Raw genomic sequence first — 13,234 nt, 5'->3', positions numbered from 1 at the left:
ATGAATAAACGTATCGGCTACGGCCTCGTCCTGGCGCTGGCGCTGGCCGCGCCCTTCTTCGGCTATCCCGTCTTCCTGATGAAGCTGTTGTGCTTCGCGCTGTTCGCCTGCGCCTTCAACCTCCTGATCGGCTTTACGGGCCTGCTCTCTTTCGGCCATGCCGCTTTTTTTGGCAGCGCCGGCTACGTCACCGGTCACCTGCTGGCCACGAGCGGCCTGCCATTCGAACTCGGCATCCTGGCCGGCGTCGCCGCCAGTTCGCTGCTGGGACTGGCGATCGGGGCGCTGGCGATCCGCCGCCAGGGCATCTATTTTTCGATGATCACCCTCGCGCTGGCGCAGATGGTGTATTTCGCGGCCTTGCGCAGTCCGTATACCCATGGCGAGGATGGCCTGCAGGGCGTGCCGCGCGGACGCCTGTTCGGCGCGATCGACCTGTCGAACGACCTGACCCTCTACTACGTCGTACTGGCCATCGTCGTGGCCGGGTTCGCGCTGATTGTGCGCGTGGTGCATTCGCCCTTCGGGCAGGTGCTCAAGGCCATCAAGGAGAACGAGCCACGGGCCATTTCTCTGGGCTACGACGCCGACCGCTACAAGCTGCTCGCCTTCGTGCTCTCCAGCGCCCTCACAGGCCTTGCAGGGGCCACCAAGACGGTCGTGCTGGGCTTCGAGACCCTGACCGATGTCCACTGGACCATGTCGGGCCTGGTCGTCCTGATGACCCTGGTAGGAGGCATGGGCACGATGGCCGGGCCGATCATCGGCGCCTTCCTCATTGTCGCGCTGGAAAACAAGCTGGGCGAGTTCGGGACCTGGCTCGCCGACAAGAGCGGCGTCGCCTGGTTCTCGACCCTGGGCGAATCGGTCGGCATGGTGACGGGCCTGATCTTCATCGTTTGCGTGCTGCTGTTCCGCCGCGGTATCGTCGGCGAACTCGGCGCCCTGTTCGCGCGTGGCGCGCGCAACAGGAAAGTGGCTGGCGCTAACATGGCCATCGATACGGAACGGGAGGCGGCATGAAAGAGCAATTCCTGCAGGTCAGCGTGAATGGCCTGCGCATGCAGGTGATGAGCGCGGGGCAGGGGCCAGCTGTGCTGCTGCTGCACGGTTTTCCCGATACCCATATCGTCTGGCGCAAGCAGATAGCGCCCCTGGTGAACGCCGGCTACCGCGTGCTGGCGCCCGACCTGCGCGGTTACGGCGGGACCGATGCGCCCGGTGCCGTCTCCGCCTACCGCGTCGACGTGCGCGACGACGTGCTCGGCCTGATGGACCTGCTGGGCATCGAGCGCGCCCGCGTGGTCGGGCACGACTGGGGCGCGCTGGTGGGCTGGCAGCTGTGCATGGATGCGCCAGGCCGCGTCGAACAGTACGTGGCCCTGTCGGTCGGTCACCCGGCGGCGTTTGCAGGGGCAGGCTTGATGCAGAAGCTACGTTCGAGCTACATGCTGTGGTTCATGCTGCCCGGCCTGGCCGAGGCATCGCTGCGTGCGGGAGATTTCTTTGCGCTACGCCGTTTTACGTCTGAACCAACGCAGGCCGGCTACTGGCGGCAAGGCTTGCGCGAGCCGGGCCGGCTGACGGCGGCACTGAACTATTATCGGGCGAACCTGCCGCGCGGCTTGACCCTCGGCAGCCGGCGCGAGCCGGTGCCGGTGCCGGTCATGGGCGTCTGGAGCAGTCTCGATCCCGCCCCGGGAGAAGAGCAGATGCTCGATTCGCGGGAATATGTGGCCGATGGCTTCCGCTACGAGCGTATCGATGGCGCCGACCACTGGCTGCAGTTGACGGCGCCCGACCAGGTCAACCGGCTGCTGCTCGACTTCTTCACGCCTGGCGCGGCGCAGCCCGTGCCGCCGCGCGCCGCCGAGGCGCTGTGAATGGGCGTTACAGGGCGGCGGCGTAGATTGACCGCGCGTCCTCGCGGGTGAGTTCGCGCGGGTTATTCCCCAGCAGGCGGGTCTGGAGCATGGCGTCATCCGCCAGCCGGTCAAGATCATCATTACCGATGCCGACCTCGCGCAGGGAGGTAGCGATGCCTGTTTTTTGTGCAAACTGCTGCATCGCAGCAATCAAGGCTTCCGTCCGTTCTTCCGCGCTTCCTCCTGTTCCCGGCACCACCACGTCGGCCAGCTCCGCATACAGCGGCGCCGCGGCCGGCGCATTGAAGCGCAATACATGGGGCAGCACGAGTGCATTCGACAGCCCGTGGGGGACGTGGAAGATGCCGCCGATCGGATAGGCCAGCGCATGCACGGCCGCTACCGGTGCGTTCGAAAACGCTTGCCCGGCCAGACAGGCGCCCAGCAGCATCGCCTGCCGTGCCTCCAGGTTGCTGCCGTTTTCGCAGGCAGCGAGCAGGTTGTCCGACAGGAGGCGCAGCGCTTCGCGCGCGAGCACATCGGACAGGGGATTTTTCTTGTGGCGGCTGGTGTAGGCCTCGATGGCGTGCACCATCGCATCGATGCCGGTCGCGGCCGTGACGAGTGGCGGCAAACCCAGTGTCAGGCTGGCGTCCAGCACGGCGAGGTCGGCATACAGTTGGGGCGCAACGACGCCCATCTTGGTGGTCTTGCCAGTGGTGACGATGGCGATATTGGTGACCTCCGAGCCTGTTCCGGCGGTCGTCGGTACCTGGACCAGCGGTAACCGCGTTCCCGCCACTTTGCCGATGCCGTAGATGGCCGGCAGTTCCTGCGCACTTGAGGCCAGGACCGCCACCAGCTTGGCCACATCCATCGAACTGCCGCCGCCGAAGCCGATGACAAGGTCGACGTCCTGCGCGCGGGCATAGGCCACCGCCTCGAGAACGGTCGCTTCGGGCGGGTCGGCGACAACGTCCGAATAGATGCTGACGTCGATGCCCTGGTGCGCGAGATCGTCGCACGCGGGCCGGAGTAGTCCTGTACGCAGGAAGCCGGCGTCGGTGACGAGGAGGGCGCGGCGGGCTTGGGGAAAACGTTCGGCGATCAGTTTGCCGAGTTCGGCAGCGGCGCTGGGTTGCGACACGATGTGGGCGACGGTGCTGAAGGCAAAGGCGGTCATGGTCGTTGGATGGGATGGCGGTCCGGTCAGCTTACACGAGAACGGGCAAAAGTTGCGCTGCCGTTCGGCGTAGGTGGAGCGGTTTCACGTACGCATCCACTGGCTCTTAGGGAGCACAGGTGGCGAGCGCCGGGCCGTTCCCCTTGCCGTACAATTTCACCTCTTCACTATGTCGGATGCATCGATGATCGATTTCGTATGGCTTGGCGGCGCCGCCTTCCTTGCCGGTTTGGTGGACGCCGTGGTCGGTGGAGGCGGGCTGATCCAGGTTCCCGCCATCTTTTCCTTCTTGCCCAGGGAGGTGCCGGCGACCCTGCTCGGCACGAATAAACTGGCCAGCATCTGCGGCACGAGCGCCGCGGCGGTGAACTACGCCCGGCGCGTGCACGTTGCGTGGAGCGCGGCCGCGCCGGCGGCAGTGGCAGCCTTTGCCTTGTCCTTCGTCGGTGCCTGGACTGTCACGCGGGTACCGGGCGACTTCGTGCGGGCCTTGTTGCCCTTCATTTTGCTGGCGGTGGCGCTCTACACCTTTCGCAAGAAGGACCTGGGCAGCGTGCATGCGCCGGTGCACAGCGGCAGTGCCGAGCGCTGGTGGGCGGTCGCCATCGGTGCCGCTATCGGATTTTATGACGGCTTCTTCGGTCCGGGTACCGGCAGCTTCCTGATCTTCTTATTCGTACGTTTCTTCGGCTTCGATTTCCTCAGCGCGTCGGCGGCGGCAAAGATCGTGAATGTGGCATGTAACCTGTCGGCACTGATGTGGTTTGGTTACAGCGGGCACTTGCTGTGGCAACTAGGCTTGCTGATGGCGGTGTGCCAGGTGGGTGGCTCGCTGGTGGGAACGAAGCTGGCGATCAAGCACGGTAGCGCATTCGTGCGTAAATTGTTCCTGGTGGTAGTCTCAACGCTGATCGTAAAGACAGCGTTCGATGCGGTGGTACGGCTTGCCAGTTGAGCTGTTTCACGTGAAACAAAAGCCGGGGAGACCCGGCTTTTTTTGTGCCTGAACAATCGCCGCCGCCATTGTTTCACGTGAAACAGCCTGCTGAGCTAACGCCACCTACGTCGCGGGTGTGTTCCACGTGAAACAAAAAACCTTCCGTTTTCGGTCGACGCCGAGTCCGACACCCCAAAAGATTCTATAATCGGGAATTAGCCCTCCTCGCTTTCCACTTCCATCATGCTATTTCCTACTGAATTCGACGTCATCGTCGTCGGTGGCGGCCATGCCGGCACCGAAGCCGCACTCGCGTCGGCACGCATGGGACAGAAGACCCTGCTCCTGACCCACAACATCGAAACGCTTGGCCAGATGTCCTGCAATCCGTCGATCGGCGGTATCGGCAAGGGCCACCTGGTCAAGGAAGTCGATGCCCTCGGCGGCGCGATGGCGATTGCCACCGACGAATCCGGCATCCAGTTCCGCATCCTGAACTCTTCCAAAGGCCCGGCGGTGCGCGCGACCCGTGCCCAGGCCGACCGCATCCTGTACAAGGCGGCGATCCGTTCGCGCCTGGAAAACCAGCCGAACCTGTGGCTGTTCCAGCAGGCTGTCGACGACCTCATGGTGGAGGGCGACCGCGTTGTCGGCGCCGTCACCCAGATCGGCCTGCAGTTCCGCGCCCGTGCCGTGGTGCTCACCGCCGGTACTTTCCTCGACGGTAAGATTCACGTCGGCCTGCAAAACCATACCGCCGGCCGTGCCGGCGACCCGGCGGCGGTGGCGCTGTCGAGCCGCCTGAAGGAACTCAAGCTGCCGCAAGGCCGCCTGAAAACCGGCACGCCGCCGCGGATCGACGGCCGCAGCATCGACTATTCCGTGCTGGGCGAACAGCCCGGCGACGTCGATCCGGTACCGGTGTTTTCCTACATGGGCAATGCCGCCATGCACCCGCGCCAGGTGCCGTGCTGGGTGACGCACACGAATGCGCAAACCCACGATATCATCCGCAACGGTCTCGACCGCAGCCCGATGTACACCGGCGTCATCGAGGGCGTCGGCCCGCGTTACTGCCCCTCGATCGAAGACAAGATCCACCGCTTCGCCTCGAAGGAATCGCACCAGATCTTCCTCGAGCCGGAGGGCCTGACTACCCACGAGATCTACCCGAACGGTATCTCGACCAGCCTGCCGTTCGACGTGCAGCTGGCGCTTGTACGCTCGATGAAGGGCATGGAAAACGCCTTCATCCTGCGACCGGGCTATGCCATCGAATACGATTATTTCGATCCGCGTGGCCTGAAAGCCTCGCTGGAAACGAAGGCGATTCGCGGCCTGTTCTTCGCCGGCCAGATCAATGGCACCACCGGCTACGAGGAAGCGGCCGCGCAAGGCCTGCTCGCCGGCATGAACGCGGCCCTGCAGACCAAGGGGCAGGAGGCCTGGACGCCGGGCCGCTCCGAAGCCTACCTCGGCGTGCTGGTCGACGACCTCACGACCCAGGGCGTGGCCGAACCTTACCGCATGTTCACCAGCCGCGCGGAGTACCGCCTGTCGCTGCGCGAAGACAATGCCGACATGCGCCTGACCGAAATCGGCCGCAAGCTCGGGGTCGTGGGTGACGCCCAGTGGGCGGCATTCGAGACCAAACGCGAGTCGGTCGCGCGCGAACTCGAGCGCCTGCGCTCGACCTGGGTCAACCCGCGCATCCTCGCAGCAGCCGAATCGGAGCGCGTCGTGGGACAGGCGCTCGAGCGCGAATACAACCTGGCCGATTTGCTGCGCCGTCCCGGCGTCGAGTACGACACCTTGATGACGATGACGGGCAGTGAAGGGCAGCCGCTCGCCGGCCCCGGCGTGGCAGATCCAGCGGTGAAGGAACAGGTTGAAATCCAGCTGAAATACGCCGGCTACATCGATCGGCAGGCGAAAGAGGTCGAACGCCACGACCACTACGAAAACCTGAAGCTGCCGGAAAACCTGAACTACCTCGACATTGTTGCACTGTCGATCGAGGTCCGCCAGAAGCTCGACAAGCAGCGTCCGGAAACCCTGGGCCAGGCTTCGCGCATTTCCGGCGTGACGCCGGCGGCCATCTCGTTGCTGCTGGTGCACCTGAAAAAGCGCGGTGCCAGGGGCTTCACCAATACCCCAACCGAGGAGGCAACGCAGTGAGGGGATTCGACCGCGGCACACTGATGGCCGTACTCAGCGACGGCATCGACGCCATGGACCTGCCGCTGTGGGCGGCCCAGCGCGAGCAATTGATGGATTACCTGGCCTTGATGGCGAAGTGGAACAGCGTCTACAACCTGACTTCCTTGCGTGACCCGATGCAGATGGTGACGCACCACCTGCTCGATTCCCTGGCCGCCGTGCCGGCCTTTGCCGGTGCGCAGAACGTACTCGACGTCGGGGCGGGCGGGGGCCTGCCCGGCATCGTGCTGGCAATTGCCCGGCCGGACATGAAGGTCTCCCTGATCGACACCGTGCACAAGAAAACCGCCTTTCTCACCCAGGTGAAGGCGGAACTGGGCCTGAGCAATGTCACGGTGTACACGATGAAGGTGCAGGACCTGAAAGCAGGGCCCTTCGATGTCATCACCTCGCGTGCCTTTGCCGACCTGTCGGATTTCGTCAACTGGTCCGGGCACCTGCTGGCCGAGAACGGACGCTTCATTGCCCTGAAAGGGGTAGCGCCAAGCGAGGAACAGGAAAGGCTGCCGAGCGAATGGAAAGTGCAGGAATTGCGGCCCTTGCGGGTGGCGAAACTGGAAGCGGAACGGCACCTGGTATTCATCGAGCGGGCGCCAGGATAAGCAGGCAGGACAAGCAGGCAATTCGAGCACCAATCACAATCAACCAACATAACAATATAAATCGTTTATATTGTTTATACCTTGTAAATCGTTAATACGGTCTAAAAGGTATGAACAATATTAAACAATGTTGTCGCGTCCGGATAAGAACAGATGGCAAAAATATTTTGCGTTGCAAACCAGAAGGGCGGCGTCGGCAAGACGACCACCAGCGTCAACCTGTCGGCCGGCCTTGCCAAGCTGGAGCAGCGCGTGCTGCTGGTCGACCTCGACCCGCAGGGCAATGCGACCATGGGTGCCGGCATCAACAAGGCCGAGCTGGAAGCGTCCACCTACCAGGTGCTGCTCGGTGAAGCCGAGATCGGCGAAGCACGCGTGCGCTCCGGTGCCGGCCGCTTCGACGTGCTGCCCGCCAACCGCGAACTGGCCGGTGCCGAAGTCGAGATGGTCGAACTGGAAAACCGCGAGCGCCGCCTCAAGAACGCGCTGGCCCAGGTCGACCAGGAATACGACTTCATCCTGATCGACTGCCCGCCCGCCCTGTCGATGCTGACCTTGAACGGCCTGTGCGCCGCGCATGGCGTGATCATCCCGATGCAGTGCGAGTACTACGCGCTCGAAGGCCTCTCGGACCTGGTCAACACGATCAAGAAGGTGCATGCGAACCTGAACACGGACCTGAAGATCATCGGCCTCTTGCGCGTCATGTTCGATCCGCGCATGACGCTGTCGCAGCAGGTCTCGAGCCAGCTCGAGCAGCACTTCGGCGACAAGGTGTTCAAGACGATCATCCCGCGCAACGTGCGCCTGGCCGAGGCGCCCTCGTATGGCGTACCCGGCGTCGTGTTCGACCCGAGCTCGAAAGGGGCGCAGGCGTACATCGCTTTCGGCGCCGAAATGGTCGAGCGCATCAAGACAATGTAATCACGGAGAGTTATCCACATGGCTACCAAAAAACTCAAGGGCCTCGGCCGCGGTCTCGATGCACTCCTCGGCGGCGACCTCGACGCTGCCCCGGCACCGGCCGGCCTGCCGACGGCCTTGCCCGTTGCCCAGTTGCAAGCTGGCAAATACCAGCCGCGTACCCGCATGGACGAGGGCGCACTGAACGAACTGGCGGCATCCATCAAAAGCCAGGGCGTGATGCAGCCGGTGCTGGTGCGGCCGGTCGAGGCGGGGCGCTACGAAATCATCGCTGGCGAACGGCGCTTCCGCGCGGCGCAGCTGGCCGGTCTGGAAAACATCCCCGTGCTGGTGCGTGAAGTCGACGACCAGGCTGCCGCGGCAATGGCCCTGATCGAAAACATCCAGCGCGAAGACCTCAATCCCCTGGAAGAGGCGCAGGGCATCGCCCGCCTGATCTCCGACTTCGACTTCACCCACGAGCAGGCGGCCAGCGCGGTCGGCCGCTCGCGCAGCGCGGTGTCGAACCTGCTGCGCCTGGTGAACCTGGCACAACCGGTGCAGACCATGCTGATGGCCGGCGACATCGACATGGGCCATGCCCGCGCGCTGCTGTCGGTCGACAACGCCAGCCAGATCGCCCTGGCGAACCAGGTCATCGCCAAGCGCCTGTCGGTGCGCGAGACGGAAAAGCTGGTGGCGCGCGCAATTGAAGAGCAGGCGAATCCGGCCCAGGCCAAAACCCAAAAAGAAAAGTCGGGCGACATCGTGCGCCTGGAGGAAGAGCTGTCGGACAAGCTGGCTACACCGGTCGTGTTCAAGATGGGACCGAAGGGCAGGGGCCAGATGATCATCGACTTTGCCGACCTCGATGTGCTCGACGGGGTGCTGGCCCGCTTGCGCGCGTAAGACCCCGAAGGAGGTCCAGCCGGCGCATCGGGCATGCGAACGCCGGCTGGACGCGTCGGCGGGGACCGCGGGGCCGCCGAGGCCAACCCTACGGCAGGGCGCGCTCCGTGCCGTGTCATCATGTCCACACTTTTCCTGCCGCGCCTGCCCATATTTCGGGCAGTTCGCGCCCGCCGACATCTGTATTTCGCGCATCCAACTGCGGCGAAAACCGAGCCTACTGCCCAGATTTATGTGACATTTGCGCCCCTACGTGCCCGATACCGCACAGCTGGAAACGTTTGACTCAAATGCACTATCGAACTTATAATCCCGCTGATTCATGTAATTACCACACCGTAACTCGGTTCCCACGGCCTAGGCGAAGAAGAAAAAATGTTGCGCCTGGTCTCCCTGCAATTGATCGCAACAGTCGTCGCTGGCGTCCTCGCCGCACTGCTGGGGGGATGGGCTGCGATGTTTTCGGCGGTACTCGGCGGGCTGTGCTGTGTTTTGCCCAACGCCGTCATGGCGTTTCGCCTGTTCGCATCAACGAAAGCGGGCAGTGCCAACCCGCTCACGTTTTTCATCTGGGAATTTATAAAGATTGGTTTCACGCTTGCCCTGCTGGGCGCAACCGTGTGGCTGTACCGTGACCTGAACCCGCTGGCGCTCATCGCCGGGTTCATCGTGGCGCTGAAAAGTTACATATTCTTATTATTTAGGCACTGATATGACGACAACCGTAGAAGGCGCAGCACAGCACGCGCCCACAGCAGGCGAGTACATCAAGCACCACCTGAGTCACTTGTCGAACCACCATCAACATGGCCCGGTCGACTTTTCCGTCTTCCACTACGACACCTTCTTCTGGTCCGTCCTGATGGGCGCGATCGGCTGCCTGCTGATGTGGATGGCCGCGCGCCGCGCCACCTCGGGCGTGCCGGGCCGCTTCCAGGCTGCCGTCGAGATCCTGGTCGAAATGGTCGATAACCAGGCCAAGACCATCATCCATGGCGACCGCAGCTTCATCGCTCCGCTGGCGCTGACCGTGTTCGTGTGGGTTGCCCTGATGAACTCGCTGGACTTCCTGCCGGTCGACCTGTTTTCCGAAGCCTTCAAATGGTTCGGCGTCGAGCACCTGTTCCCTTACCACCGCGTGGTCCCGACCGCCGACCTGAACGGCACCATCGGCATTTCGCTGGGCGTGCTGCTGCTGATGCTGTTCTACGGCATCAAGATCAAAGGCTTCGGCGGCTGGCTCCACGAATTGTTCGCAGCACCCTTCGGCATCTGGCTGGCGCCGTTCAACCTGCTGCTGAACATCATCGAATACGTAGCAAAAATGGTGTCGCTCGGTATGCGACTGTTCGGCAACATGTTTGCCGGTGAGCTGCTGTTCCTCTTGATCGCTTTGCTTGGCTCGACCGCTACCGTTTTCGGCTTTGTCGGCCATGTGATTGCCGGCTCGATCTGGGCGATCTTCCACATCCTGATCGTGTTCCTGCAGGCATTCATTTTCATGATGCTGACGCTGGTCTACCTCGGTCAGGCACACGAAGGCCACTGATCGGCGCCGCAAGCATCGAATAGATAGTGGTTGTAACGAAGTTGTAGTTTTTAATCTAGTTTTAATTTTAACTTTTTGGAGTAATCATGACTGACGCATCATTTGTTGCACTGGCTTGCGGTTTAATCATCGGCCTCGGCGCTATCGGCGCATGTATCGGTATCGCACTCATGGGCGGTAAATACCTGGAAGCCTCGGCACGTCAGCCAGAACTGATGAACACCCTGCAGACCAAGATGTTCCTGCTGGCCGGCCTGATCGACGCGGCATTCCTGATCGGTGTTGGTATCGCCATGCTGTTCGCATACACGAACCCGTTTGCCGGCTAAGCGACGCGCAGCTCAGGTTTTGAAGGGCCGAACCATCGCGGTTCGGCATCCGTTTTTGTGAGAAGGAAAATACCGTGAACCTTAACGCAACTCTGTTTGCACAGCTCGCCGTCTTCCTCGTCCTCGCGTTCTTCACGATGAAATTCGTGTGGCCGCCGCTGATGAAAGCGCTCGACGAGCGCGCCGACCGGATCGCCAACGGCCTGGCCGCTGCCGACCGCGGCAAGGCCGACCTGGCCGCCGCCGAAAAGCGCGTGCAAGCCGAACTGGCTAGCGCACGCGACCAAGGCCAGGCGCGCATCGCCGACGCCGAAAAGCGTGCCCAGCTGATCATCGATGAAGCCAAGAAGACCGCTAACGAAGAAGCCGCCCGTATCGTTGCCGCTGCCCGCGCCGACGCCGAGCAGCAAGTGACGCGCGTGCGCGAAGAACTGCGTGGCCAGGTGGCCGCACTGGCCGTGCAAGGCGCCGAGCAGATCCTCAAGCGCGAAGTGAACGCAGAAGCGCACGCCGCCCTGCTGGCACAACTGTCGACCGAGCTGTAATCATGGCAGAACTCGCAACCGTCGCCCGTCCCTACGCCGAAGCGCTGTTCCGTGTCGCCCAGGGCGGCGACATGGCAGCCTGGTCCGAACTGGTGTCCGAACTGGCCCAAATCGGCGCCCACCCTGATGTGCAGGCGTTTGCCGCCAACCCGAATGTCTCCGCCACCGATCTGGTCACGACCCTGCGTTCGCTGCTCAAGTCGCCGGTGACCCCGGAGGCCACGAACTTCCTGCAGATGCTGGCCGAAAATGGCCGCGTCGCGCTGCTGCCGGAAATCGGCGCGCAGTTCCAGGTCCTCAAGAACGCCCAGGCTGGCGCCGCCGATGCGGACATCGCCAGTGCGTTCGCGCTGACCGATGCCCAGGTGGCCCAGCTGGTGGCCGGCCTGGAAAAGAAATTCGGCCGCAAGCTCAACCCAACGGTCACGGTGGACCCGTCGCTGATCGGCGGCGTGCGCGTGCTGGTTGGCGATGAAGTGCTCGATACCTCGGTTCGCGCCAAGCTGCAGCAGATGCACGCTGCGCTGGTGGCCTGAAGCCGGCCTCAACAGCCCGCTTCGCAGCCGAACCTTGCACCGAACGTCGCACGTCTGGCCGGCATCCACTCTCCGCCTTACGCATCAAGAAACTATTAGGAGTTAGCACTCATGCAACTTAATTCATCTGAAATCAGCGAACTGATCAAGAGCCGGATCCAGGGCCTCGAAGCGTCCGCTGACGTTCGCAATCAAGGCACGGTGATCTCCGTCGCCGACGGTATCTGCCGCATCCATGGTCTGTCGGACGTGATGCAAGGCGAGATGCTGGAATTCCCGGGCAATACCTTCGGTCTGGCGATGAACCTCGAGCGTGACTCGGTCGGCTCGGTCATCCTGGGTTCGTACGAGCACATCTCCGAAGGCGACACCGTCAAGACCACCGGCCGCATCCTGGAAGTGCCGATCGGTCCTGAACTGCGCGGCCGCGTCGTCAACGCACTGGGCCAGCCGATCGACGGCAAGGGTCCGATCGCCACCACCCTGACCGCCCCGATCGAAAAGATCGCCCCGGGCGTCATCGCCCGTGAATCCGTGTCGCAGCCTATGCAGACCGGCATCAAGTCGATCGACGCGATGGTGCCGATCGGCCGTGGCCAGCGCGAGCTGATCATCGGCGACCGCCAGACCGGTAAATCGGCCGTGGCAGTCGATGCGATCATCAACCAGAAAGGCCAGAACGTCACCTGCGTGTACGTTGCAATCGGCCAGAAGGCATCGACCATCAAGAACATCGTGCGCTCGCTGGAAACGCACGGCGCGATGGAGTACACCATTGTCGTCGCCGCTTCCGCTTCGGAATCGGCAGCGATGCAATACATCTCGGCCTACTCGGGCTGCGCGATGGGCGAATACTTCCGCGACCGCGGCGAAGACGCGCTGATCGTGTACGACGACCTGTCGAAGCAGGCCGTTGCCTACCGCCAGATTTCCCTGCTGCTGCGCCGCCCACCAGGCCGCGAAGCCTACCCAGGCGACGTGTTCTACCTGCACAGCCGCCTGCTCGAGCGCGCAGCACGCGTGAACGCCGACTACGTCTCGGCCTTCACCAACGGCGCCGTCACCGGCAAGACCGGTTCGCTGACCGCACTGCCGATCATCGAAACGCAAGCGGGCGACGTCTCGGCCTTCGTGCCGACCAACGTGATTTCGATTACCGACGGCCAGATCTTCCTCGAGACCTCGCTGTTCAACGCCGGTATCCGTCCTGCGATCAACGCCGGTATCTCGGTGTCGCGCGTCGGTGGTGCGGCCCAGACGAAGGTCATCAAGGGCCTGTCCGGCGGTATCCGTACCGACCTGGCGCAGTACCGTGAACTGGCCGCGTTCGCGCAGTTCGCATCGGACCTGGACGAATCGACCCGCAAGCAGCTCGACCGCGGTGCACGCGTGACCGAACTGCTGAAGCAGCCACAGTACTCGCCGCTGCCGATCTCGCTGATGGCCGCATCGCTGTTCGCCGTCAACAAGGGCTATTTCGACGACATCGAAGTCAAGCAAGTGCTGGCTTTCGAGAACGGTCTGCATGGCTACCTGAAGACCAAGCAGGCTGCGCTCCTGTCGAAGATCGAAGAAACCAAGCAACTGGACAAGGACAGCGAAGCAGCACTCGCCGCCGCCATTGCTGATTTCAAAAAATCCGGCGCATTTTAATAG

Annotated in this window: 14 protein-coding genes; 13 read left to right on the top strand and 1 reads right to left on the bottom strand. The window is 62.8% G+C overall.

All coding sequences use genetic code 11. From position 1 onward, the window contains the following. Both G4G31_RS03780 and G4G31_RS03775 read left to right on the top strand, forming a co-directional pair. Entirely contained in the window at positions 1-1,023 is a 1,023-nt protein-coding gene (locus G4G31_RS03780) for a branched-chain amino acid ABC transporter permease (RefSeq protein ID WP_182990353.1), read from the top strand. Continuing rightward, positions 1,020-1,883: an alpha/beta fold hydrolase gene (locus G4G31_RS03775; RefSeq protein ID WP_182990352.1), complete on the top strand. Its 864-nt coding sequence runs from the start codon at positions 1,020-1,022 to the stop codon at positions 1,881-1,883. Before G4G31_RS03780 ends, G4G31_RS03775 begins: the two co-directional genes overlap by 4 nt. Positions 1,884-1,890: 7 nt before the next feature. Here G4G31_RS03775 and G4G31_RS03770 read toward each other — a convergent pair whose 3' ends face one another. Next, complete coding sequence (locus G4G31_RS03770; RefSeq protein ID WP_182990351.1) at positions 1,891-3,048, bottom strand: iron-containing alcohol dehydrogenase; 1,158 nt, start codon at positions 3,046-3,048, stop codon at positions 1,891-1,893. Positions 3,049-3,232: 184 nt separating this feature from the next. Between G4G31_RS03770 and G4G31_RS03765 the strand changes: the two genes are divergently transcribed. The 11 genes from G4G31_RS03765 (at position 3,233) to atpA (ending at position 13,231) form a co-directional block, all read left to right on the top strand. Then, a complete protein-coding gene (locus G4G31_RS03765; protein ID WP_182990350.1) occupies positions 3,233-4,003 on the top strand; it encodes a TSUP family transporter in 771 nt (256 codons plus the stop codon). Positions 4,004-4,228: 225 nt separating this feature from the next. Continuing rightward, positions 4,229-6,163 carry a tRNA uridine-5-carboxymethylaminomethyl(34) synthesis enzyme MnmG gene (gene mnmG / locus G4G31_RS03760; protein WP_182990349.1) on the top strand — a complete coding sequence of 645 codons (1,935 nt, stop codon included), beginning with the start codon at positions 4,229-4,231 and terminating at the stop codon, positions 6,161-6,163. Then, positions 6,160-6,807: a 16S rRNA (guanine(527)-N(7))-methyltransferase RsmG gene (rsmG, locus tag G4G31_RS03755; RefSeq protein ID WP_182990348.1), complete on the top strand. Its 648-nt coding sequence runs from the start codon at positions 6,160-6,162 to the stop codon at positions 6,805-6,807. The genes mnmG and rsmG overlap by 4 nt, the downstream gene beginning before the upstream one ends. A gap of 153 nt (positions 6,808-6,960) precedes the next feature. Continuing rightward, positions 6,961-7,731 (top strand): ParA family protein, encoded by a 771-nt coding sequence (locus tag G4G31_RS03750; RefSeq protein ID WP_182990347.1) that lies wholly within the window; start codon positions 6,961-6,963, stop codon positions 7,729-7,731. Between the two features lie 18 nt (positions 7,732-7,749). Beyond that, the gene (locus G4G31_RS03745) at positions 7,750-8,619 is read left to right on the top strand and encodes a ParB/RepB/Spo0J family partition protein (RefSeq protein ID WP_182990346.1); all 870 of its coding nucleotides are present in this window, start codon (positions 7,750-7,752) and stop codon (positions 8,617-8,619) included. Positions 8,620-8,994: 375 nt separating this feature from the next. Continuing rightward, positions 8,995-9,330, top strand: a complete 336-nt coding sequence (locus G4G31_RS03740; protein WP_182990345.1) for an ATP synthase subunit I — start codon at positions 8,995-8,997, stop codon at positions 9,328-9,330. 1 nt (position 9,331) lies between these two features. Further along, entirely contained in the window at positions 9,332-10,168 is an 837-nt protein-coding gene (atpB, locus tag G4G31_RS03735; RefSeq protein WP_182990344.1) for a F0F1 ATP synthase subunit A, read from the top strand. Between the two features lie 86 nt (positions 10,169-10,254). Continuing rightward, positions 10,255-10,497, top strand: coding sequence for a F0F1 ATP synthase subunit C (atpE, locus tag G4G31_RS03730; protein WP_182990343.1), 243 nt, complete (start codon positions 10,255-10,257; stop codon positions 10,495-10,497). A gap of 74 nt (positions 10,498-10,571) precedes the next feature. Beyond that, complete coding sequence (locus G4G31_RS03725) at positions 10,572-11,042, top strand: F0F1 ATP synthase subunit B (protein WP_182990342.1); 471 nt, start codon at positions 10,572-10,574, stop codon at positions 11,040-11,042. A gap of 2 nt (positions 11,043-11,044) precedes the next feature. Further along, entirely contained in the window at positions 11,045-11,578 is a 534-nt protein-coding gene (locus tag G4G31_RS03720; protein ID WP_182990341.1) for a F0F1 ATP synthase subunit delta, read from the top strand. A 111-nt stretch (positions 11,579-11,689) separates the two neighbouring features. Beyond that, a complete protein-coding gene (gene atpA, locus G4G31_RS03715) occupies positions 11,690-13,231 on the top strand; it encodes a F0F1 ATP synthase subunit alpha (RefSeq protein WP_182990340.1) in 1,542 nt (513 codons plus the stop codon). The last annotated feature ends 3 nt before the right edge of the window (positions 13,232-13,234 follow it).

This window comes from Massilia sp. Se16.2.3, assembly GCF_014171595.1.
GTDB lineage: Bacteria > Pseudomonadota > Gammaproteobacteria > Burkholderiales > Burkholderiaceae_D > Telluria.
The sequence above is the reverse complement of the archived record's forward strand: the minus strand, read 5'-3'. Positions and strand labels throughout refer to the sequence as shown.